This window comes from Synechococcus sp. MIT S9508 (assembly GCF_047303045.1).
GTDB lineage: Bacteria > Cyanobacteriota > Cyanobacteriia > PCC-6307 > Cyanobiaceae > Synechococcus_C.
Window position 1 is genome coordinate 886,856 of sequence record NZ_CP138941.1, and the last position, 21,966, is coordinate 908,821.

Annotated in this window: 25 protein-coding genes; 10 read left to right on the forward strand and 15 right to left on the reverse strand. The window is 58.3% G+C overall.

Features of this window, described 5'->3' with window-relative positions; translation table 11 throughout:
- Positions 1 to 142 precede the first annotated feature (142 nt).
- Positions 143 to 532, forward strand: coding sequence for a hypothetical protein (locus SIB42_RS04445; RefSeq protein ID WP_413328460.1), 390 nt, complete (start codon positions 143 to 145; stop codon positions 530 to 532).
- Here SIB42_RS04445 and SIB42_RS04450 read toward each other — a convergent pair.
- The 6 genes from SIB42_RS04450 to SIB42_RS04475 all read right to left on the reverse strand — a co-directional run bounded on the left by SIB42_RS04450 (position 511) and on the right by SIB42_RS04475 (position 5,364).
- Positions 511 to 1,320 (reverse strand): uroporphyrinogen-III synthase, encoded by an 810-nt coding sequence (locus tag SIB42_RS04450; protein WP_067098783.1) that lies wholly within the window; start codon positions 1,318 to 1,320, stop codon positions 511 to 513. The two genes, SIB42_RS04445 and SIB42_RS04450, sit on opposite strands and share 22 nt — an antisense overlap.
- A complete protein-coding gene (locus tag SIB42_RS04455) occupies positions 1,317 to 2,528 on the reverse strand; it encodes a TPR domain-containing glycosyltransferase (protein WP_067098786.1) in 1,212 nt (403 codons plus the stop codon). The genes SIB42_RS04450 and SIB42_RS04455 overlap by 4 nt, the downstream gene beginning before the upstream one ends.
- A 69-nt stretch (positions 2,529 to 2,597) precedes the next feature.
- Complete coding sequence (locus SIB42_RS04460; protein WP_067098789.1) at positions 2,598 to 4,214, reverse strand: glycoside hydrolase family 3 N-terminal domain-containing protein; 1,617 nt, start codon at positions 4,212 to 4,214, stop codon at positions 2,598 to 2,600.
- Positions 4,207 to 4,623: a 30S ribosome-binding factor RbfA gene (gene rbfA, locus SIB42_RS04465; RefSeq protein WP_067098792.1), complete on the reverse strand. Its 417-nt coding sequence runs from the start codon at positions 4,621 to 4,623 to the stop codon at positions 4,207 to 4,209. Before rbfA ends, SIB42_RS04460 begins: the two co-directional genes overlap by 8 nt.
- A 1-nt stretch (position 4,624) precedes the next feature.
- A complete protein-coding gene (locus SIB42_RS04470; protein WP_066911775.1) occupies positions 4,625 to 4,831 on the reverse strand; it encodes a DUF751 family protein in 207 nt (68 codons plus the stop codon).
- Positions 4,832 to 5,058: 227 nt separating this feature from the next.
- On the reverse strand, positions 5,059 to 5,364 hold the full coding sequence (locus SIB42_RS04475; RefSeq protein ID WP_156485311.1) for a hypothetical protein: 306 nt from the start codon (positions 5,362 to 5,364) through the stop codon (positions 5,059 to 5,061).
- Positions 5,365 to 5,607: 243 nt separating this feature from the next.
- On the opposite strand from SIB42_RS04475, the gene SIB42_RS04480 reads away from it, so the two are divergent.
- Complete coding sequence (locus SIB42_RS04480; protein WP_067098797.1) at positions 5,608 to 6,360, forward strand: putative 2OG-Fe(II) oxygenase; 753 nt, start codon at positions 5,608 to 5,610, stop codon at positions 6,358 to 6,360.
- A gap of 94 nt (positions 6,361 to 6,454) precedes the next feature.
- A complete protein-coding gene (locus SIB42_RS04485) occupies positions 6,455 to 7,183 on the forward strand; it encodes a glutathione S-transferase family protein (protein WP_067098800.1) in 729 nt (242 codons plus the stop codon).
- Here the strand turns inward: SIB42_RS04485 and SIB42_RS04490 are convergent.
- Positions 7,155 to 7,865, reverse strand: coding sequence for a DUF6816 family protein (locus tag SIB42_RS04490; protein WP_231856508.1), 711 nt, complete (start codon positions 7,863 to 7,865; stop codon positions 7,155 to 7,157). The genes SIB42_RS04485 and SIB42_RS04490 overlap by 29 nt on opposite strands.
- Between SIB42_RS04490 and SIB42_RS04495 the strand changes: the two genes are divergently transcribed.
- Positions 7,864 to 8,127 carry a chlororespiratory reduction protein 7 gene (locus tag SIB42_RS04495; RefSeq protein ID WP_067098802.1) on the forward strand — a complete coding sequence of 88 codons (264 nt, stop codon included), beginning with the start codon at positions 7,864 to 7,866 and terminating at the stop codon, positions 8,125 to 8,127. The two genes, SIB42_RS04490 and SIB42_RS04495, sit on opposite strands and share 2 nt — an antisense overlap.
- 3 nt (positions 8,128 to 8,130) lie before the next feature.
- Here the strand turns inward: SIB42_RS04495 and SIB42_RS04500 are convergent, their stop codons facing one another.
- Positions 8,131 to 8,706: a shikimate kinase gene (locus tag SIB42_RS04500; protein WP_067098805.1), complete on the reverse strand. Its 576-nt coding sequence runs from the start codon at positions 8,704 to 8,706 to the stop codon at positions 8,131 to 8,133.
- Positions 8,707 to 8,757: 51 nt separating this feature from the next.
- Between SIB42_RS04500 and SIB42_RS04505 the strand changes: the two genes are divergently transcribed.
- Both SIB42_RS04505 and SIB42_RS04510 read left to right on the forward strand, forming a co-directional pair.
- A complete protein-coding gene (locus SIB42_RS04505) occupies positions 8,758 to 9,678 on the forward strand; it encodes a 6-pyruvoyl trahydropterin synthase family protein (RefSeq protein ID WP_067098810.1) in 921 nt (306 codons plus the stop codon).
- On the forward strand, positions 9,656 to 10,360 hold the full coding sequence (locus SIB42_RS04510; RefSeq protein WP_231856509.1) for a RibD family protein: 705 nt from the start codon (positions 9,656 to 9,658) through the stop codon (positions 10,358 to 10,360). The genes SIB42_RS04505 and SIB42_RS04510 overlap by 23 nt, the downstream gene beginning before the upstream one ends.
- Here the strand turns inward: SIB42_RS04510 and SIB42_RS04515 are convergent.
- Positions 10,330 to 10,794: a hypothetical protein gene (locus tag SIB42_RS04515; RefSeq protein ID WP_067098813.1), complete on the reverse strand. Its 465-nt coding sequence runs from the start codon at positions 10,792 to 10,794 to the stop codon at positions 10,330 to 10,332. The genes SIB42_RS04510 and SIB42_RS04515 overlap by 31 nt on opposite strands.
- A gap of 85 nt (positions 10,795 to 10,879) precedes the next feature.
- On the opposite strand from SIB42_RS04515, the gene SIB42_RS04520 reads away from it, so the two are divergent.
- Complete coding sequence (locus SIB42_RS04520) at positions 10,880 to 12,061, forward strand: GNAT family N-acetyltransferase (protein WP_067098815.1); 1,182 nt, start codon at positions 10,880 to 10,882, stop codon at positions 12,059 to 12,061.
- Positions 12,062 to 12,085: 24 nt separating this feature from the next.
- The gene (locus SIB42_RS04525; RefSeq protein ID WP_082825128.1) at positions 12,086 to 12,460 is read left to right on the forward strand and encodes a DUF4346 domain-containing protein; all 375 of its coding nucleotides are present in this window, start codon (positions 12,086 to 12,088) and stop codon (positions 12,458 to 12,460) included.
- Positions 12,461 to 12,466: 6 nt separating this feature from the next.
- Here SIB42_RS04525 and SIB42_RS04530 read toward each other — a convergent pair whose 3' ends face one another.
- From SIB42_RS04530 to rimO, 3 genes are all read right to left on the reverse strand, one after another.
- Positions 12,467 to 14,041, reverse strand: coding sequence for a B12-binding domain-containing radical SAM protein (locus SIB42_RS04530; protein ID WP_067098822.1), 1,575 nt, complete (start codon positions 14,039 to 14,041; stop codon positions 12,467 to 12,469).
- Positions 14,042 to 14,277: 236 nt separating this feature from the next.
- Positions 14,278 to 15,504 carry an MFS transporter gene (locus SIB42_RS04535; protein WP_067098828.1) on the reverse strand — a complete coding sequence of 409 codons (1,227 nt, stop codon included), beginning with the start codon at positions 15,502 to 15,504 and terminating at the stop codon, positions 14,278 to 14,280.
- A complete protein-coding gene (rimO, locus tag SIB42_RS04540; RefSeq protein ID WP_231856511.1) occupies positions 15,501 to 16,901 on the reverse strand; it encodes a 30S ribosomal protein S12 methylthiotransferase RimO in 1,401 nt (466 codons plus the stop codon). The genes SIB42_RS04535 and rimO overlap by 4 nt, the downstream gene beginning before the upstream one ends.
- Positions 16,902 to 16,976: 75 nt before the next feature.
- Between rimO and SIB42_RS04545 the strand changes: the two genes are divergently transcribed.
- Positions 16,977 to 17,918, forward strand: a complete 942-nt coding sequence (locus tag SIB42_RS04545; protein WP_067098831.1) for a vitamin K epoxide reductase family protein — start codon at positions 16,977 to 16,979, stop codon at positions 17,916 to 17,918.
- Between the two features lie 46 nt (positions 17,919 to 17,964).
- On the opposite strand, the gene nadB is transcribed toward SIB42_RS04545, so the two are convergent.
- The 3 genes from nadB to SIB42_RS04560 all read right to left on the reverse strand — a co-directional run bounded on the left by nadB (position 17,965) and on the right by SIB42_RS04560 (position 21,010).
- Positions 17,965 to 19,650, reverse strand: coding sequence for an L-aspartate oxidase (gene nadB / locus SIB42_RS04550; RefSeq protein WP_067098834.1), 1,686 nt, complete (start codon positions 19,648 to 19,650; stop codon positions 17,965 to 17,967).
- A 91-nt stretch (positions 19,651 to 19,741) separates the two neighbouring features.
- Positions 19,742 to 20,119, reverse strand: a complete 378-nt coding sequence (psbU, locus tag SIB42_RS04555; RefSeq protein WP_067098846.1) for a photosystem II complex extrinsic protein PsbU — start codon at positions 20,117 to 20,119, stop codon at positions 19,742 to 19,744.
- A gap of 117 nt (positions 20,120 to 20,236) precedes the next feature.
- Positions 20,237 to 21,010, reverse strand: coding sequence for a DUF3120 domain-containing protein (locus SIB42_RS04560; RefSeq protein ID WP_082825125.1), 774 nt, complete (start codon positions 21,008 to 21,010; stop codon positions 20,237 to 20,239).
- Between the two features lie 41 nt (positions 21,011 to 21,051).
- Here SIB42_RS04560 and SIB42_RS04565 point away from each other — a divergent pair, with 41 nt between their 5' ends.
- Positions 21,052 to 21,960: an undecaprenyl-diphosphate phosphatase gene (locus SIB42_RS04565; RefSeq protein WP_067098848.1), complete on the forward strand. Its 909-nt coding sequence runs from the start codon at positions 21,052 to 21,054 to the stop codon at positions 21,958 to 21,960.
- Positions 21,961 to 21,966: the final 6 nt, after the last annotated feature.

Consider the following 21,966-nt stretch of genomic DNA (forward strand, 5'->3'; position numbering starts at 1 on the left):
GACGGCCTCCCGTATCTCGGCCTCAGTCTCTTGGGCGTCTTTGCTTTCGGTTGTCGTTCTAGGTGGCCTTAGCGGATGTGGACAGGAAGACAACAAAGCGCCATCAGCCGAGATGCTGCCGTCTCATCAGCCTGCGCCAGAGATGTCTTTGCCCAGGCCCTCCTCACTTGCTACTGGCCTGATTCCCCTGCCCACTCGTGAACAGGTCTTGTCATCCGTTCCGGAGGGTCGGGCTGACCCTTTCGCGCCCACCATTGTCAGCTCGACGGCCATGACTTCTCAGGTCGATCCGGACGCGGCAGCCGGTCCAGATTTCAAGTTGAGGGGTGTGGTGGCCGTCGGTGCTGAACTGCGAGCGCTTGTCAGCCTCTCTAAGGTTTCCGGGACGGTCTGCGTTGGACCCCGCGGCCGTTGCCCCGGTGATGCTGCGGCCCTGCTGCCGATCGGTTGGACCGTGAACAGCATCGATCTGGATCGAGGTTGTTTGAGTCTTTCAATCTCCAGAGAATCTCAGCGACTCTGCATTGCCTGAATGCAGGCCTGTACCAGTCCATCCATGTCGTGAGGTGTCGCCTCCTGATCCACTCTGCCCAGTAGTTCTTTGCAGCGTTGGCTGGTTTGTGGCCCGATTGAAACCACTGCAGGCTTTTTGAACAGCTGCTCAATGTCTGAATGTCCGAGGGCATCCGCCAGCAGCTGCACGGTGTGGGTGACGGTTTTCCCGCTGCTGAAACTGATCACGTCGACCTCTCCATTCTCCAGTGCTTTCAGGGTGTCTGCAGGAATGGATGTTGGGCAGCGGGATTCGTAGGCCGCCACCTCCACCACCCTTGAGCCGGCTTCTCCGAAGGCTTCTGCCAGAAGAGTGCGTCCGCCGCTTTGCACCCGCGGCAGCAGGATTCTCAACCCCCAGCCAGACACAGGGAAATGATCAATCAGGCTGTCGGCGACGAATGTGGGCGGTACGAAATCGGCCGGTGCCCCAAGTTCTTCCAAACGCTGAGCAGTCTTCCTTCCCACGGCTGCAATCTTGAGACTTTCGGGGCGTTGCATCAGTCCTTGTCCCTTGAGCTGCAGCCGCGACTCCACGGATTCCACACCGTTGGCACTGGAGATAATCAACCAGTGAAAGTTCTCTAGGTCAGCGAGGGCATCGTCGAGCGGAGCCCAGCTGTCAGGCGGGCCGATTTCCAGAGCCGGTAGATCGAGAACCCTTGCGCCAAGCGACTGAAGCAGCCTGCGGCCTTCGCTCTGCTGTTCACGGGCGCGTGTGATCACCACCGTGGTTCCCAGTAAAGGCTGGGTTTGATCGGCGCTCATGCGCTGGCCTCATCGTCCAGCTTCACCAGTCCATGCACCTGGGCATGCAGCGCGTTGGCTTCTTCCTGTCGCTCCTGTGCGCGCAGCAGCTCGATGGCCTGGCGGAAGCCTGTGCGAGCACCATCGATATCCCCCCCCAACAGCCTGGCCACGGCCAGGTTCTGATGGCTTTCCGCGTGGGAGGGATTCACGCTCAGGGATCGCTCGTAAGCCTTGATCGCAGCTATCAGATCGCCACGACGGCGCTCCATCAGCCCCAGGTTGTACCAGGCGAGTGCCACTTCGGGGGCCCGTTGACAGGCGGTTGTGGTGAGCTGAATGGCTTCCTCCAGTTCGTTGCGCTGCATCAGCAAGGCCGCCAGGTTGAGACGCGCACCCAGGCTTAGACGGGTCTCCAGCGGTTGTTGAAGCGCCTCTCGATAGCACTTCACGGCAGCTTCACTGTCTTCTGAAGTCAGAGCGATTCCGAGATTGAGCAGCAGTTCATAGCGTTCAGCACTGCTGCTATCGCCTTCGGGCAACTGCTTCAGGCCGTGGCGAAGAAGCCTGAGCCCCCTGTCCCGGTTGCCGTCGCTGACCTCCAGAGCTCCGAGCTTGGCGCAGGCATAAGGGTCATTCGGCTGGTCTTTCAGCCAGCTCTCCATCGATTGACGCAGCCTGTCCGCCTTATCCGATCCAGCCAGCAGATCCGGTCGATACCCCTCATGCAGCAGAGCTGGTTCGGTGCAGTTGGCAATCCGCCAGCCGGGTTCCTGCTTGAGCAGCGCATCCACGCTCTCGTCGATCATCGAGTGGTAGGGCTTGCTCCATCGCAGTCGTGGATGTCGGCGAAACAGGCGGCTCACGTTGGAGTAGGGAGCCATTGCGGCTCCCAGTTCGTGTCGCAGCAGATTGATCACCAGCACATCCGGTTGTGCCATCAAGGCTTTGAGCTGCGGGATTGCTTCTGAGCGGAGCTCTTCGTCGGCATCGAGCACCAGCACCCAGTCACCCTTCACGAGCTCTAGGGCCGCATTGCGTGCCGGCGCAAAGTCTCCTGGCCAATCCATCCGTTCCACCCGAGCGCCGCAGGCCTCTGCCAATGCGATGGTGCGATCCACTGAGCCGGTATCGAGAAGAACCATCTCATCCGCGAAGCCCTTGACAGACTTGAGGCAGTCCTCGATCCGCGCTTCCTCATCGCGCACGATCATCGAGAGGCTGAGCATGTTGGTGATGAGCACTGCCGCAGAGGCTAAGGCGGTTCCAACGCTGCGGTTTCGACAGGCTTCGTTTGTTTAGTCGGTGAAGTCTTGGCGTTCGTGCGCCTCCTCCTTCAAACCCCACATCCGATTCAAGAGCTGCTGCTGTGCTTCAGGCATCTGACCCGGGCTGTACCCCGCAGGAATGCTGTCCGGGATGAGTTTGCGCAGAGAGTCCCACCGGTAGGGACAGCCATAGACCGCCAAGCCCGATAGGCGCTCAACTCCCAGCAACTGCTGGATGGCTTCAGCCCAGGATTCTTGGCGCTGCTGGCCGGCGCGGAATGGATTGCCGCGCAGAAACAACTGCAGGAACACGGGCCCCTCTCCCAGTCGCTCCAGGTCAAGCGGCCCGGCGGGGAATTTCTCGGTGCTCCAGGGCTCAATCCCCCTCTCGTGGCAGATCAGAGTTTTGTATCCATGGCGTTCGGGTGTGGTGATCGCCGCAGTACTGGCATGCAGGAATGGGCAGGGGAGAACGCCATCCACCCGGATCAAGGCCATACCGGTTTGATCACGATGTTGTGAAAGCAGTGGGCCCTGCACCTCCAGTGAGCTGTCGATCAGTTCCATGCACAACGCGCGGTCTGTTGCTGATTCGAGCTCAACCTCGGTGTCGCTGAAGCAGAGCTTTTCGCAGCGATGCAAGGCTTCTGTTCGTCGCTTTAGTGACTCGTGCAGGCGGGATTCAGGGATCCTTCCCTCTGCCAGTGCTGCACAGATTGCATCAATCGCCGCATCGGCATCAGCGGGCATCAGGATCAGATCGGCTCCAGCAGCAAAGGCCTGAACCGCGGCTTCTCCAGGACCTGTCGTCCTGCTGATCGCCTCCATCACCAGTGCGTCGGTGACGACAAGGCCAGTGAAACCAAGCTCTGATCGCAGTAGATCTGTCAGCACCGCTTTTGACAAAGTCGCCGGCTGCGAGTCGTCCAGGGCCGGAATCAGTAGATGTGCTGTCATCACACTGGCGATTCCCGAGTCGATCAATCTCCGGAATGGCACCAGTTCCACCTGGTCGAGCCGGCTGCGTCCGTGATTGATCAGAGGCAGCGCTAGGTGGGAATCCTGGTGTGTATCGCCGTGACCGGGAAAGTGCTTGGCGCAGCCGAGAACACCAGCGGAATCAAGGCCACGTTGAAACGCTGCCACGAGATCCGCAACGGACTCAGGTTGATCGCCCCATGCCCTCACATTGATCACAGGGTTTTCAGGATTGCTGTTCACATCGCAGACCGGAGCGAGCACCCAGTTGAGGCCGCAACGTTGCGCCTGCTCCCCGGTTGTGCGGCCGTAACGCTCAGCCAGCTCTAGAGCCTGTTTCGGGTTGGTTTGATGCAGCCTGCCCAGCGCCATCGGTGGTGCCAACCAGGAAGCACCAGGGAATCTCTGGCCAATTCCTTCTTCCACGTCGGCGCAGAGCAGCAGGTCTTCGCTGTCGCTCCAGCTGCGGAGCGTTCTACATCGCTGCTGCAGCTCCGTGGCTGTGCCACCCAGCAGGATCACCCCGCCAACTCCCGACTTCAGCAGTCGCTGCAGTTCACGATTGCAGTGCTCCCAACGTGGGTACTGCCTCTGCCGGTCTTCACGATGGCCGCTGGCACGGATGACCAAAAGCCTGGCCACAGCCCAGCGACGCTCAGCCTCAGTCATTGAAGTCTGAAGACTCGGCATCGTTGCTGCCGGCGGGGGGGGTGCCCTTCACCTCACGCTCTCGCTCCAGTTCTCCGAGCAGGTGCAGAACGGACGTTCCCTTCTCGAGGCCGCGGTCGAGCTGAAACACCACTTCAGGCGCTCGTCTCATCTGCAGACGACGACCCAGTTCCCCCCTGAGGTAGCCACTGGCGGCCTGGAGACCATCCATGACCTCTATGCGAGCTTCGTCGTCCGCCAGCACGCTGACAAAAATTTTGCAGTGCTGAAGGTCGCCGCTGACCTCAACGTTCGTGATGCTCACCATGCCCTGATGCACGCGCTCATCGCGGATGCCATTGATCAGTAGCTCACTGATCTCTCTCCGGATGAGGGCTGCAACGCGTTCAACCCGACGTCCCGGGGCCATGTCAGCTCTGCGGTGCTGAAGACACCATGGCACGCAGTACAAAGCTCAGACTGAGGAACCCACTGATCAGAGCGCCGATTAGGGCGACGGCTGTGACCGGATTGCTGCGACGACGTGCGAGTGGTTCTGCGACTGAATTGATCACACCCAGGCTGAAAGCGATCAAGTAGCGCGGGTAGCGCGTCACGTTGATGAAAAATTCTTTCATGTCCAGTTATTGCAGGGTGTCTTGGGGACTCCGCCGGTGGTTCCGGAATGGCTGAGACTTGCGGCAAAGAGAGGGCACTCAATGACAAGCAGTAAGTTCTCAATAAGAAGACTTTGTTGACACATTTCAGTCTATCCGGAGCAAATACAGAAGAAGAATGACCTTCTGGTTCAGGGGTTTTCACACAGGCGACCTTGGACTCAGGAACACTCCGAGGCGGGAGTAAGTCATTTGTTATAGCGGCTAGTAATTTTTGTTGATCCAATTAAGGGGAGGTTGACGACCTCTAAATCACACCAAGATTGGGGGAGTCGGCATCGAGTCTCCTTTTTTTTACCTTTGCAGGCTCTAAGCAGGTCTGCTTGAGGAGCCCCTTCGGTATCGGTTCGAGCGGCTTTAGTAGGCGACATGATTGCTAAGGAGGATTGAATGTTGTTGAGCTTGGAAATGAAAGGTTCCTTCCTTTTCAAGGCTTTGCTGTTGCTGGGGTTCTGCGGTGGCGCCTGTGCCGGATCAGTCACGGTTGAGGGCATGGATCGAGAGATCACCGTTAATCAGGCTCGGAGCAAAGTGCCCCAAGGGAAAAAGGTGACTGATACCTCCTGCGCCACCATTTAGGTCCGTTTGGATCCGAGATATCGCTGCACTGTGATCTGGGAGTGAAATCACATCCGCTTCACCCTTTCAGCTGAATCGGCAATCAGCCATTAGTCATCGCTGTGGACAGTCAGCTCAAGTTGTCGCTGGCACTGTGCACTTCAGTTTTTGCTTGAAGCTTGGAGATCCTCGATCTTTTCCCGAGATCCATTTTCAAGGGCCATCTGCCGGAACAGCTGTTCAATCAGTTGCTCAGCATCAGCGCCGATGTTCTGGCTTATCCGGGCGCTAGTCCTGACGCTTCAGTCAAGCTGGCGGGTCAACTCAGCGAGCAACGTGAGCTCAGTGGGGGGCATCCCGCGATCCAGCAGTTGTGTTCAACGCATGTGCTCCCTGCCTGTGACCGCTGGATCGCCCATGTGATGGGTCGTCAGCCTCCGCAGGGCCGCGGTCCATGGGTGCCTGGTCGCTATCAGTTGCAGATGGTGGATCTCTGGCTCAACTGTCAACGAGCTGGCGACTACAACCCCACCCATACCCATGGGGGCAGTTTTTCAGGCGTGATCTTTCTGAAAGTGCCGCCACAAATCAATGGCCAATGCTTTGACGGTCAGCTCTGCTTTCACGGTCCTGAGGATTGGCATCTGCAGTCGTTTCGGACCGGCATGGCTCACTACGTGCTGCCCGTGCCAGGTGAGTTCTACGTCTTCCCCGCCTGGCAACCCCACTCCGTTGCACCCTTCCGGGGTGATGGAGAGCGTTGGTCGATTGCGTTCAACGTGCTGGCGGCCCCTCTTCAAGCGTCGAAGCCGGGTCAATCCACTGGTGTCTCGACCCAGCAACGCATCGGAGCCGCATCGCCTCGAAGCTCACAGTCAACGCCAAGGAATGTCTCGCTATCCAGTGGGCGAACAATGCCGAGGGGATTCTGAGCAAGGTGGGGGTTAGTCGTGAAGGCTGCTCCAGATCCGATGGCGAGGAGCAGATCTGAATGGCTACCGTTCCAGCGCCTGACCTGGCTTGGACATGCTGGAGCTTCATCAGTTTCGTCACTCGGCTTTCTGCCTCAAGGTGCGGATGGCGTTGCAAGCCAAGGGACTCAGTTTTCGCGAGGTTGAGATCACGCCTGGCATCGGTCAGATTTCACTCTTCCGTCTTTCCGGTCAGCGGCAGGTCCCTGTTCTTGTTGATGGGGATGAGGTGGTGTCCGATTCCAGTGCCATCTGCCGATATCTGGAGGAACTCAGGCCTGAGCCAGCTTTGATTCCAGCGGATCCTCGCCAGCATGCTCAGATGCAGCTGATTGAGGATTGGGCCGACACCACTCTTGCTGCTGCCGTCAGGGCTGCGCTTGTTCAGGCGGCTGCCGATGATGCTCAGCTGCGCGACGTGCTGCTTCCGGATGATGTCCCCTCACCAGTGCGCCAGGTGATGTCGGGTCTGCCAGGTGGTTGGCTCAGCAGTCTTGGAGAATTGCTTGGTCAGGAGCAGAGAGCGTCGATGCTCAGCAGTCTGTGCGCCGTCGCCGATGGCGTGGATCTCAATAGCTATCTGGTTGGAGATGGCATCAGCCTTGCGGATCTTGCGGTTGCTGCCCAGTTGTCGCTGCTGCGTTTTCCTGCTTCCTCGGGAGAATCACTCGCCGGCCGAGGGGTTCCGGGGATTAGTGATCATCCCCGTCTTCAGAATCTGTTTCGCTGGCGCGATCAACTGGAGACCCGGCTGATCAACCTTGCTCCAGCGCCAGTGGTCTGAGCGTCAGTCTGAAACGGCTGCTGCGTCCCTCCAGCGTTTGATCGGTTTTGAGCCCTGGCCCTGCATGGCTTACCTGACGCTGGTCAGCGCAGATGTCATCTCCACAGCGCACATAGTGCGTGAGAGTCTCAATCCGGCTCAGTCTCGGCGCCCCCGGCCCGTGCAGGATCTGCAGGACGAGTTCATCGCTGAAAAAATTAGAGGCCTCTTTCGGGCTCGTCTCTCGCCGGCCAATCACGGTGGTTTCGAGCAACACATCGTCTCGAAACCTCGCTAGCTGACGGTTCACCTGGCTGGAGTCCTGTTCGACCGACAGCAATTGCTCGCCAAGCAGTGCTTTTCCCACTGCGGCAGCGTTGAAAGGGCGGTCACCGATGAGTTCGCTGCGACGGTTGCGCAGGAAACGAACCTCGTGCACCAGGGGGGGATCGTTGGGAATGGGTTGGCCTGAATCATCCAGTGCCTCACTGGTCACTTCCCATATCCCTGAAAACCAGTCGGGATAGATCAGGTCTTGTTTGGCGCGGGGGCGAGGCAGAGGTGCCGGCAGGGACCATTGCGGCCAGCTTTCGAAGCGCTGCTCAAGGAAGCTGATTCCACGATCACTGGCCGCGGCGGCGGACTGGACTGACACAAGCTGCAGCAGCATGGTGATTAGCAGTGTCAACAACGCTTTTGCCATGTCCGACCCTCTGATTCGATCCCTCGATCACTACGTGGTGTTGGTGCCAGGCGAACCTGAACAGCTGCTCACAGCGGCCGACACCCTGACATGGCTTGCCGGCCGACTGCAGGATCTGGACCCCTGGCCTTCGGATCTCAGCAGTTGCAAGAGCCCGGAACAGGCGGCACTGCGCCTGTTGGATACAGCCTGTGAACTGGAAATCTCGCCTGGCATCGCTCTGCAGTGGTATGCGGTGCGTCTCGATCCACCCGGCTCCTGAGCCTCATTCCGGACGTTCTTTGGGTGGATCCTTGATTAATTCCGGCAGCAGCTGAATGATTCCGTCTGCAACGACGTCGGCTGATTCGGATTCGATCACCACTGTGAGATCGGCCTCGTCGTACAGAGGGCGTCGCTGCTTGAGAATCTCGTCAAGTGTTTCGGCAGGATCCCCTGTCATCAGCATCGGCCGTTGCGTGGAGTCGCTCTGCAGGCGTTGTAGCAGCTGACGGCGTTCGACATCGAGCCAGATCACAATGCCCTGGTGCATCATTCCCCAGTTTTCGGTCCGGGTGACAACGCCGCCACCGGTCGCCACGACAAGGGAATGACGTTCGCTGATGGACCGCATCACCTGCGTTTCGAGGCTGCGGAATTCCTCTTCACCATCACGTTCAAAGATTTCGGAGATGGTGCAGCCAGCCACTTGCTCGATCACCGCATCCGCGTCGACGAATCCATACCCCAGCCTCTCCGCCAAAGGCCTGCCGGTGCTGGTTTTTCCGCTGCCCATCATGCCCACGAGATAGAGACTGCGTCCTCCCAGACGCTGCCGCAGGGTTGGAGTGGTCTCCGCCATGACTCGGAATTGCCGTTAGCTCATTAGGATGCCCTCTGGCCGGACCGTCACATGACTGAAATGAAGTCAATTGCACGTCATGGCCGCGGACGTGGCTGCGTGATCACACGACGCGCCTGTTTCAGTGCAAGCCACCGGTACTGGTTGCCTGAATTGTCCGCTGATGACAATGCCGCGCGCTTCGGCCCCTGTGCACTGGCTCCTGGGCATGGTCACAACTATGAGCTGATCGTGTCGATGGCCGGTGGCCTTGATTCGCATGGCATGGTGCTCAATCTCTCGGAGGTGAAGCACGCCATCCGCAGCGAGGTCACCGGTCAGCTCGACTTTCGCTTTCTCAACGACGCCTGGCCCGAATTCGATGTGTCCAAGCCGGAGGGTTGTTTACCCACCACTGAGGCCATCGTCCGGCAGATTTGGGCTCGTCTGAGTCCCCATCTGCCCATCACGGCATTGCGCCTTTACGAACAACCAGGCCTCTGGGCCGACTATCTCGGACATCCCATGGACGCCTTTCTCACGATCCGCACCCATTTCGCTGCTGCCCATCGTCTGGCAAGACCTGAACTCAGCCAGGAAGAGAACGAGCGCATCTACGGCAAGTGCGCACGTCCCCACGGTCATGGTCACAACTATTTGGTAGATGTCACGGTGCGAGGCTCCATCGATCCGCGCTCAGGCATGGTTTGCGATCTGTCCGCGCTGCAACGCCTCGTGGACGACCTTGTGGTCGAGCCGTTTGATCACACATTCCTGAATAAGGATGTGCCCTTTTTCGCTGAATGCGTCCCCACCGCTGAAAATATCGCCCTTCATATCGCCGATCGCCTCTCGTCTCCCATCAAGGCGATTGGTGCCAATCTCCACAAAGTGCGCCTTCAAGAAAGCCCTAACAATGCGGCTGAGGTTTACGCCGAAGTTCCACAGCTGGAGATGACTCCTTCGGCGCTTGAGGCGGCACTTCCTGTCTGAATTCTCCTCATCGATTCAGCGCCCCACGGTTCGTCTGGTGCTGGCTGTCAGTCTTGATGGTCGTCTGGCTCCACCGAGCGGAGGAGCTGCTCAGCTGGGTGGATTGGCTGATCGTCGTGTCCTTGAGGAGGCGCTCGCCTGGAGTGATGCAGCCCTGATTGGAGCGGGCACACTCAGAGCCCATCACTCCAGTTGTGTGATCCGTGATCGTGATCTGCTGAACCAGCGTCAAGTCCAAGGACGCTCGCCTCAGCCAGCAGCATTGGTGGTCAGTCGTCAGGTTGGATTTCCTCTGGAGTGGCCTTTTTTCCAGCAACCTTTCGAACGTCATCTGCTGTCTGGATGCGACGGGTCTGCTCCTGGCTTCCAGTCCTGTTGTCGGTTGTCGTCCTGTTGGAGCGAAACGCTGAACGATCTGGCCTCCAAAGGCTGGTTCCGGCTGGTCCTACTTGGTGGCGCTGTTTTGATTCACTCTTTCCTGGCCCAGGATGCGGTTGATGAGTTGCAATTGACCCTGAGCCCCAGGATCCTGGGCGGATCCTTTAACTGGTTGCTGCAGTCGGACACTCCATTACCAGCGTCGCTGGCGTGTCCACAGGCGTGGACTCTGGAGGAGGCGCGTTGCCTTGCAGACCATGAACTCCTGGTGCATTACCGACGGAATCGCTCCATCAATGCCTGAACGGGCCTCTGATTCAGGCTGGATTGGGGCAGACCAGTCAGGGAGGCCAGGCAACGCCTTATCACCACAAGCGCGTCGTCGCCGACTCTGCCTCTCACTATTTCTGTCAAAACTCCCAGCTCTCTGCCACTGCGGCTGGTTTCTCTGACCAGACACTCACTCACAGGGCGGGCCAGTGTCCGGCAGGGCTGCTCGACGGCGGTCTTTAACAAGCTTTTCGGAGCGATTTCGGCAGCAACTCCATCCAGAGTCTGTTCAGCTAGATGACGGCATTCGCTCACAAGCAGACGTTCAATCCGAGGTTGTAACAGCTGAATCAACGGCTGGAACAGCCCCGCTTTGGCGTTTTGATGCTCGGAGCTCACTTCTAGAAGCAGCGGCGAGAGCAACAGAGCTGTGGCCCATCTCAGGTTTTGCCGAGTCCATTTGGGCATGACCACGGCCCAATCGCGTCTTCATTGTCTCCCCTTCGGGTTGCGCTGGTTAGTGTCATTGCCGAGGCGTTTCAATTGGCCCTGGATGGCATCGCTCACGGCTCGTTGGCATCGCAGCATCCATGAAATTCCCCAGTCGCAATGGGAGGACTTGCTTGCAGAACAAGTGAGCCCGTTCTATCGCTGGTCCTGGCTGGAGGCTCTGGAACACTCAGGCAGTGTGGCTCCGGATCAGGGCTGGCAGCCACTGCACCTGTCGCTTTGGAGGGGCGAAGAGAGCCTGATTGCCATCGCTCCTCTTTATCTCAAGGGTCACAGCTATGGCGAATTCATTTTCGATCAGTCTTTTGCACGCCTGGCAGGTGATTTGGGACTGCGCTACTACCCCAAGCTGATCGGCATGAGCCCCGTCAGCCCTGTTCAGGGCTATCGCTTCCATATCCATCCCGATGAAGATGCGCAGGACATCACAGTCATGATGTTGCAGCTGATTGATGAGTTTGCTGCTCGCAACAACATTCTCAGCTGCAACTTTCTCTACGTGGACCCTCTCTGGCAGCCCTTGGCGGAAGCTGCTGGCTGTGCGGCATGGGTGAATCACCAGAGTCTTTGGTCAGCAGAAGGACAGAAGGATTTTTCCGACTATCTCGCAAGCTTCAATGCCAATCAGAGGCGCAATATCAAGCGGGAACGCAAGGCGGTCAACCAGTCAGGACTGGTCGTGACCCCATTGACCGGACCAGAACTCACGCCTGAGCTGCTGGAGAGGATGCATTCCTTCTACGAACAGCATTGCGCCCGTTGGGGCCCTTGGGGGAGCAAATATCTTCAGAGCACATTTTTTGATCGACTGGTTGACCCCGCTCTGGCAGGGCATGTGGTGCTGTTTAGTGCCCACCGCGGAGATCCCGTTGAGCCTGTAGCGATGTCTCTGTGCATTCAGGATGAGTCCCATCTCTGGGGGCGCTACTGGGGCAGTGAAGAAGAGATCGATTGCCTGCATTTTGAGGTCTGTTATTACGCTCCGATCGAGTGGGCTCTGCGTCGGGGCCTGCACAGCTTTGATCCAGGAGCGGGTGGCAGTCACAAGCGCAGACGTGGTTTTGTGGCTCAAGCCCGGACCAGCCTGCATCGCTGGTATGACCCGCGTATGGATGGTTTGATCCGTTCCTGGCTACCGAGGGCGAATGGTCTGATGGCAGAGGAGATCGAGGCCATCAATGACGAGCTTCCCTTCCGCAGCAAGCCGCCTGAATTGATGGCCTGAGGCGATCATTTGTAAGGTGTGATGATGGCAGAAGTCACCTCCTCACTTGATGATCAGCTTTCACAGCGATTCATCGAGCTCGACCCGTCTGGTTACTTCCTGATCAAGCTGGATGCCGAGGCCGGCGAGCTCGTCGCTGAGCATTACAGCAATGATCTTGATGAGCGAGGCCGTGCGATTGACCCGGAAACAGGAGAGGTTCTGGCCTGCCGTGGCGGTGGCCCCCGTAAGCCGAGCACAAGCTTCCGTGGCAGAACCGCAAAGGAGCTGGGCATTGCGCTGACGGAGGCTGATGGAACTCGTCCCGTCAGCCGTCTGGATCATGCTCTGTATCTAGGCCGAGAGTTGCAAAAAGCAGAAGCCTGCCTGAAAGCTGGAGTGGCCTACACGCAGGACTGAATCAGTTCAGGCCGTCATCAGTTCGCGGGATGTGCTGGGTTCTTCGGGAGGGAGAGATTCCAGCTGTTCGCGAATTTCGCGTTGAACGATCGCGCGGTACTCAAGGAAGTGTTCGTTGTGGGCGAGCACCACCAGGAATTGCTCCAACATGGCTGGATTGCGTCGAGCCATGCTGAGCATGTAACGCCAGAAGCGAATGCGAGTGTCCCGTTTGATTCCCTGTCTCCAAACCACGATGGACAAAGCTCTGATATCAGTCCAGGTGGGCAGTTTTGATGTGCCCTTCCAGCGGGGAGCTCCCATCTTCAGGTAGTAGGAGTAAACCCGATCCATGTATGCGTTGGGTTCGTAGAGCGCACAGAAGGCATCCACGTATTCGTTGGCGATGTCCCGGATGGGTCGGGTGGGTTTGAAATTGAGCAGGTTGGTCTGGTTCACACCCTTGGCGGCGGACTTGTCCTGGATCAGTCGGCCCTCTTTCTCAAGGCGATGCCAAAGCGCTGTATTCGGAAGGGCCTGCAGCATGCCCATCATCGCCGCCGGGATTCCGGTTCTGGTCACGAACTCAACGATGCGTCGGCCGGCGCCGTCTTTTTCACCGTCGAAACCGATTATGAAACCTGCCATCACACGGATGCCGTTTGCGGTGATCCTGTCAACGGCAGCATCCAGAGGGTTGCGGGTGTTCTGGAGTTTTCTGGAGGTTTCGAGACTGGCTTCATCGGGAGTTTCGATGCCGAGAAAGACACTCTCGAAGCGCGCTTCATGCATCATGCGCATCATCTCCTCATCGTCGGCCAAGTCCACCGAGGCCTCAGTCGCGAAGCTGAAGGGATAGCCGCGCTCTTCCTGAAACTGTTTGATCTGGGGGAGTAGCTGCTTGGCGTTGCGCTTGTTGCCGATGAAGTTGTCATCAACCAGAAAGATCGATCGCCTCCAGCCGAGGTCATGCAGATACTGGAGCTCTGCGATCAGCTGTTCCGGTTTTTTCGTGCGTGGCTTGCGTCCGTAGAGAACGATGATGTCGCAGAACTCGCAATTGAACGGACAGCCCCTTGAGAACTGAACGCTCATCGAGTCGTAGGCCTCGAGCTGCAGCAGATCAAAGCGGGGGATGGGAGTGGAGGTCACATCAGGCTTGTCGCCTTCCGCACTGAACCGCCCACCACTCTCACCTCGCTGGATCGCTTCGATGAACATCGGCAGGGTGATTTCACCCTCATCGAGCACCTTGAAGTCTGCTTCGGCGATTTCCGGAGCATCCGGCGTTGAACTCGCATAGGGACCTCCAACAGCAACGGTGAGTCCGCGTCGCTTGGCTTCGGCGATCTGGGTCTGCATATCGTCTTTCTGGACGATCATTCCTGAGATCACGACCAGCTCGGCCCAGTTCCATTCGTCATCAGTGATCTCTCGCACGTTGCGGTCGACCAGCTTCATATCCCACTCCTGGGGCAGGAGTGCTGCCACAGTGACTAGCCCCAGAGGAGGCAGCAGCACCTTGCGATTTACCAACTCCAGAATCTTCTCGTAGCTCCAGAAGGTCTTCGGGAAGAGGGGGTAAATAAAGAGGGTGCGCATGATCCGGAGCGAGAAGGTGGTCTGTCTGTTACTTGCGGTCGACCCTGCGGACAGAACCTTCCGTTTCTATTTGATTTCGTTGTGCAGAAGCTTAAGGGGGATTGGGTAATTCCAGGCCTGATGTCTGATGTAATAGGTCTTGCAATCTTTGACATTCATGGGCGTCCTCATCTACGTGAGTTTGGTCGGAGCAGGGCTGGCAACTGCTGTGACGATCAGTTTTGTTCTGCGCCGGATCAAACTGATCTGACTTCAGTCAGCACAGATCCGCCGCGGCGCCAGATCTCAAGCAGCGCCAAAACAATGCCAAGAGTGCCACTAATGGTGAAGGTTGCCTGAAGACCAAAAGTGACCGTGACTTGCGCGGCGATCAGACTACTAAGCCCACCGCCACCCAGAAAGGCAATTTGACCAAGACCTGCCATCCGCCCGCGCAGGATCTGGGTCGAACCCACCTGAGTGATCAGGTTGCTGCTGCTCAGAAGCCCTGCGGTACCTGCTCCGATTAAGAGAGTCATGGCAAGCAAGAAGGGCACATCACCTCCAATGGCCATCCCCAGCTGAGCCACTGCGGTGACTAATGCAAACCCTGCCAGGGTCAGAGAGGGTCTTCGGCAGAAACGATGACTGTTGCGTTGCAGCAGCAGTCCACCAGCAATGCTTCCCAGGGCCAGAACGCTGGTGAAAGCTGCAAGATCCATCGGTGCATTCCCGAGCTCACGAGCGGCGATCAAGGGCCCAAGTCCAGGGTGGAAGAACCCCACCACACACATCAAGCCGGTGAACATCAGCACGTGCCTCAGGGTGCTGCCGCATTCCCGCCAGGCCACCCGTAACGACGCCTTTTTCCCAGGAGCACTGCGCTCCTCCAGTTCCGTTTTCGGATTCAGCAGCCAGATCACACTGGCGATCGGGAACAGATAAGTGGCTGCATCCAGAGTGAGCGCCGTGGCCGGACCCGCCAGAGTGATCAGTAGGCCCCCCAGAAGGGGGCCCATTAGCTTGCCGACGTTGAAGACCACCGAGAAGCTCGTCAGGAAGGGTGCCAGCTCGGAGTTGTCGTCCACCAGCAGAGCGCAGTACTTATTGCGAGCCGTGAGTTCATAGGCACCGGCAATGCCCACCAGCAAGGTGCTGGCCAGCAGCATCCAGACCTGTGCTTGTCCGTCGAAGATCGGGATGGAAAGCGCTCCCAGCAGGCTTGCGCATAGCAGTGCCCACTGTGCCTGGATTAATACCCGCTCACAGCCAACACGATCGGTGCGCACGCCTGCCGGGCCGCTTACCAAAATTGTGGGAAGGGAGAGTGCGGCAAAATTCAGCGCCAGCACCATGGGTGCTTTGGTTTCATCCATCAGGATCCAGCCTTTGGCCGTGATCCCTGCGAAGGAACCGGCAGTGCTCAAGCCGGATGCGATCAGGAAAATAATGCGTTGGCTTGCATGTGATGAAGGGTGGCTCAATGGCTGCTGCGAGCTGACGCAACCATCTCGCTTGCCCCCACGATCTCGCCGCTCAGGTCGTAGATGTCGGCTCCGTTGATTCGTACTGGAACCATGGTTCCCGGTTGTGCTTGCAAGCCGTCAGCACGGGGCTGAACCTGCACTTCGCCATCCACCTCAGGTGCGAAGCGAGCGCAGCGTCCGATCATGGCTCCTGTGGTCGGGTTGTGCTGCTCGATCAGGACATCCACGGTGCGTCCCACCCAGCGGGTGTTGGCTTCGGCTGAGATCGGCTGTTGCAGGGTCATCAGCCGATCTTTCCTGGCGGTGGCAATCTCGGCTGGTACGGGATTCGGGAGCTTGGCCGCAGCGGTCCCTTCCTCCGCTGAATAAGTGAAAACCCCAACGTGATCGAATCGCTGGCTTTCAAGGAACCCAGCCAGGTGGTCAAATTGCTCCTCTGTTTCACCGGGGAAGCCCACGATCAGCGTGGTGCGCATCACGGCATCCGGCAGTTGCTCCCGCAACTGACTCATCAATCGTTCGTTGACATCCGCCTGCCAGGGACGGTTCATGGCTCTCAGCACTTTGGGGTGGCTGTGCTGGAGAGGCAGATCGAGATAGGGAAGAACGTTGGGGACATCCCTGTAAGCGGAGATCACTTCAGGAGTCAGGCCTGTGGGGTAGGCGTAATGAACCCGAATCCAGGGAATCTCCACTTCGCCGAGGGCCCTGAGCAGGTCTGCAAGCCGAGGACGTCCGTAGATGTCCAGCCCGTAATTGGTAGTGATCTGGCTGATCAGAATCAGTTCCTGAACGCCCTGTTCCGCCAGTTGATGGGCTTCTGCAACGATTGATTCGATCGTTCTTGAACGCTGATTTCCGCGCAGATGCGGAATTATGCAAAACGCGCAGCGATAGTCGCAACCTTCGGCCACTTTGAGATAGGCAATCGCTTCGCCAGTGGTGCGATATCTGGGCAGTGTTTCATCGCCGACGAACGTCGGGTTTTTGCTGACCCGATTGACACGTTCTCCAGCTTCGACCCGCTCAAGCACTTCCACGATGTGCTGGTAATCGCCAGTGCCCACAATGGCTTTGGCTTCCGGCAGGGACTCGAGCAGCTCCTCCTGAAAATGTTGCGCCAGGCAGCCGGCGATGATCAGTTCCTTGCCTTGCTCAGCGAGTCCCACCAGTGTGCGGACTGATTCTTCCCGGGCTTCCTGGATGAAGCTGCAGGTGTTGACCACCACCACGTTGGCGTCACTTTCGTCACTGCTGACGCCATAGCCCGCTCGCGTCAGCAGGCCGAGCATGTGTTCAGTATCGACCCGGTTCTTCTCGCATCCCAAATGGGCGAAAGCCACGGTCGGGCGTGTGCTGACCATGTCGCGTCCGGGAGCTTGGTCCGGTGACATGGGCACGACGCATCAACTCTCACCATAAATCTCGCGCTGATTGCTGCCAAAATTTCAGCAATCAGTTTCGTGCGCATGGGTACCACCCGACTCACCAGCCGACGTCGTCAGGATCAGGGCTTCAAATGGGCACGCATCAGCATGGCGGTGCTGGCAACCGTCGGGGTGATCGATACCGCTTCGATCACCCTTAAGCGTTGGGGGATGTTCGGTGACCTCACCTGTCCGATGGGCGGAGATGGGTGCGACACAGTCCTGAATAGCCCCTGGGGGACCCTTGTTCAGACGGATGGCTTCAGCATTCCGTTGTCCTTTGCCGGTCTGCTTGCTTACCTCGCTGTTCTGGTGATGGCTCTTGTGCCGTTGCTGCCGGGATTGATGGAGAACCGCAGTGAGCTGTCCCGGCGCACCTGGTGGGGACTGTTCACTGTTTCCCTGGGAATGGCTGTCTTCAGCTTGGTGCTGCTTGGCTTGATGGTCTTCAAGATTCAGGCTTTCTGTTTTTTCTGTGTGCTTTCAGCGACGTTGTCGATTCTGTTGCTGATCCTTTCCGTGATCGGCGGTGGATGGGACGACCCCTCACAGTTGTTCTTTCGGGGCATTCTCCTGGCTTTGGCAGTGTTGCTCGGCAGTCTGATCTGGGCCTCGGTTCTGGACCCTGAACGCCCCGAAGCTGCCGTGACCGGCCCTGGTGCACCTCCTCTTGTGACGACCGAAAGCACTCCTGCCAAGGTCGCGCTGGCTGAACATCTCACCGCCATGGGAGCTGTCATGTATAGCGCCTACTGGTGTCCTCACTGTCATGAGCAGAAGGAGGACTTCGGTTTAGAAGCTGCCAAAAAGCTCACCGTCGTTGAATGTGCTGAGGATGGTCAGAACAGTCAACGCGCCCTCTGCCAGAGCAAGAAGATCGAAGGCTTCCCCACCTGGGAGATCAATGGAAAGCTTGATTCAGGCGTCAAAGATCTGAAAACCCTTGCAGGTTTGTCCGGCTTCAAGGGAGACACCAACTTCTGAAGGCCCTTCCACCTCTGAGTAGCCCAATGTCTGCCACGCCTGTTGGTTATTCAGTGACGCTGCGGGTCTGAATCCCTTCTCCTTTCATCTGCCGACTGTGTCGGCGCCACTGGGGAAGGGAGCAGGGGGCATCACTGCGGAAATGTCCTCCCCGACTTTCGGTTCTAAACAGACAGGCTTCCAGGAGCAGGGCAGTGGTGCGCTGACGATGGATGAGATCGAGTAGCAGGTTCAGTTCCTGGCGACTGGGCTCCTTCAGTTCCAGCAATTGTTGATGGGATTGGCGATGAACGATGCACAGCAATTCTTCCCGCTCCAGCGGACTCATGGCACTCCTGGTCATCTGCAGCAGTGTCTGCATCCCCGCGCGGGAGCGGTTGACTCCTGCCACATCCCAGCACTGTTCACTCAGCTGATCGATGCTGCGCGTTAGCTCGCCGATGCTGGTGTTGCTGCGGGCATGGATCTCACTGGTGCTGATGCTGTTTCCCCGGTTCCTCCAGTGTTCTCTTTCATCCTCTGAAACAGCTGGCAGGTCGATCGCTCCTAGTTGGCGAGCAAAGACGAGGCATTCCATCAGGGAGTTGCTCGCCAGACGATTGGCACCGTGCAGCCCGGTGCAGGCCGCCTCCCCAACTGCGTAGAGGCCTGGCAGCGATGTCGCGGCATTGAGGTCCGTTGCGACGCCTCCCATCCAGTAGTGGGCTGCAGGCGCCACGGGGATTGGTTGCTCAAGAGGATTGAGATTGTGGTTGCGACAGCGCTCAAGAATGGTGGGGAAGCGGCGCTCGGCCTGGTCGCGGGGGATCCCTGAAAGGTCCAGGCCGATGTGATCTATGCCCTGGAGGCGCATGCTTTTCAAGAGTGCACGGCTCACCTGGTCTCTTGGAGCGAGATCAGCCCCTGGCAGGTCAGTGACCGGACTGTTCCCCGCGGCGTCCACGAGTCGTCCTCCTTCTCCACGCACCGCCTCGGAGATCAGAAAACAGGGAGCTCCGGGAAGCTTCAGAGCTGTGGGATGAAATTGAACGAACTCAAGATCTTCAACCGCGGCCCCTGCAGCCCAGGCCAGGGCGATGCCCTCTCCTGCGGCTTGAGCTGGATTGGTGGTGTTGGTGTAGAGGTGCCCTCCGCCTCCAGTGGCGAGGACCACGGCTCTCGATCGAATCCATTGCAGCCTGCACCCGTCCAGAACCTGGACGCCGCAGCAGTGTCCGTTCTCCACCCAGAGCTGGCTGACGCGAACACCCCGCCGATGCAGCAACCCAGGCCTCTGCTCGGCATGCTGCCGAAGCACATCGACCAGAGCATGGCCGGTTCGGTCCTGGACATGCAGCACACGGTGATGACTGTGCGCAGCCTCGAGGGTTGTGGCCAGGCTCCCGTCGCTGTTCCGATCGAAATCCATCCCCAGCTCGAGCAGCCTGTCGACACAGTGCGGTGCCTGTTCAACGAGCAGACGAACAGCATCGCCGTCGCAAAGACCTGCGCCGGCATGGATGGTGTCTGTCGCATGGCTGCCGCTGTTGTCATCGCGACGAGTGACGGATGCGATCCCGCCCTGGGCCCATCGGCTTGATGAGCGCTGGCTGGTGTTGCGGTTGACCAGCAGCACTCGAAGCCCGTCTGGCAGCTCCAGGCAGGTCATCAGGCCTGCGGCTCCAGCACCAACCACCACGACGTCCCAGGGACCTGAGGGGATGGGTTCGCTGCCAGTGCCCAAGGGTTTCATGTCAGCACCAAAAAACCGCCGGGTTGTCCGGCGGTTTGACCGCAATCTGAGCAATCCAATCAGTGGCGATCGGCGTTTTCAGTGAGCTGCCTCAGCGGTACTGGCCATCATTGATCCGATCGAAACCCTCGTTGAGAGCAATCGATGGTTCGGTCACCGTGAAATTGTCGCGATACTTCTCGAACAGCTCTTTCTGCCGATCGGTGAGATCCAGCGAAAGAACGTCATTCACACTGTCGTAGGGGCCACCCAGCACGATCTTGCCGGCGAGTGTGGGATACATGCCAGGGAACTGCTGGAAGCGACGAACGGAGGAATTGTTGAGATCCACCTTCTCGCCACGCTCGGCGATCTTGTCGTCAGCCACGTTGCGGATGTCAGCCGCCTGAACGCTCGCGGGTAGTAACAGGCCCATTAGCAGGCCTGCCATCACAAGAATGCCTGTCAGCCAGGACAGCAGACGCTTCATGGAACTCTCCGTCTAGAAGATCGGAACGGGATGATTACCGGCACTGCCGGCTTGCAAACCATACAAGTGCAATTGCCGGGATCAGTTGCAAGGAGTCGCAGTTTTTTGCAGTTCGTTTCAGACCAGGCCGCTGAGTTCTGGCGCGAGCAGAGACAGCGACAGAAACAAGCCATCAATCAAGAGGGTTGTGAACAGCACTGCTGCTGCTACAGCCCAGCTTCGATCTGATGCCACGGACAGGCTGCTGCGAGATCTGCAGTACTGAACAAGCTGAAAAATGATGATTCCTGCAGCGCTCACCGTCAGCAGAGAGGTTGGCCTCAGCACGAAGGCCGCAGCGTCCTGGAGGAGAACAGAGGCTTCTGCAGGGGATGCTGCAATCACTGCAGGCCAGAGAGCCATCACACCGGTGAGTGCCATGGCCAGATCCGTAAAAGCTGTGCCTAGCAGCGATGCCAAATAGAAGACACATCCAAGACGCCATCGCGTTTGCAGGCCAGTGATTGCCAGAGGCAAGGCAAACGCTTCCACAGGGAGATGCAGTACTGGGTGGCAAGCGAGCCACCCCCAGAAAAGGCTGCCAGCCAGCCAGCTGCCACTGAAGCCAACCAGCAGAGCGCCGAAGTCCTTCCATCGACTGGGTGCGATCGAGTGGGTGATCACGCCCACTGAAAGGAGCACAAAACCGAACAGACAGGAGCTGAAGGGCTGTTCGCGCACCCATGGAGCCTGCACAAAGACAGGCAGCACCACGAGCATCGATGCCCAGAAGGGTAATCCGACCCTCCCAAGAGCGATCGGCTGGACCGGCTCAACAAGGGCTTGGTTGCGTATCAGCCCACTGAACAACGATCCACCCCCGCCTGAACGTGAAGAAAGGACTGTGACCATAGAAGATTTGCGCCTCATTGAGCGTTTTTGTGAGGCGTCTGATGTCATCGGACGTTGGGCCTGGCGATAGCGTCCTCAAACTTGTGTTCAGGACGCCAGACGTGTCAGAACCCGGACTGCTCGAGGCCATCTGGAGAAATATCGTCCTGGGAGTCGTCCAGGGGCTGACTGAGTTTCTCCCGATCAGCAGCACGGCCCATCTGAAGGTGGTGCCCGCTCTAGCCGGCTGGCAGGACCCCGGTGTGTCGGCCACAGCGGTGATCCAGCTGGGCAGCATCGTTGCGGTGATCGGCTACTTCCGCGACGACCTTGTGGGGGTTTGGAAGGGCATCAGCGCTGCCTTGCGGAGAGGTCAGTGGCGTGAGCCGGAAGCCCGCCTGGGGATTGCAATGGCCATTGGCACTGTGCCGATCCTGGTGGTGGGGCTTGTCATCAAATTGTTCTGGCCTGGTTATGAGACGTCTCCTCTGCGCAGCGAACCGGTGATCGCCGTCGTTTCGATTGTGATGGCGTTGCTACTCGCCCTAGCAGAGAAGCTTGGCCCGCGCCTCAAGCGACTCGATCAGGTGCAAGGGCGTGATGGCCTGGTGGTGGGTCTGGCGCAGGTGCTCGCTCTGATCCCTGGGGTATCCAGATCGGGAAGCACGCTCACCGCCTCGCTGTTCGACAGCTGGAAGCGTCCGGATGCGGCCCGATTTTCATTTCTGCTGGGGATTCCAGCCATCACCCTGGCTGGTTTGGTGCAATTAAAAGATGCATTCAGTGAGCCCAGCGCCGGTGGTCCGCTACCTCTATTGATTGGAATTGTTTCTGCAGCAGTGGTCTCCTGGCTGGCCATCGACTGGCTGTTGAAATACCTGCAACGTCACAGCACCTGGATTTTTGTGATCTACCGACTCCTTTTCGGAGTGTTACTGCTGGTCTGGTGGTCCGCCGCCGGCCCAAACTGAGAGCAG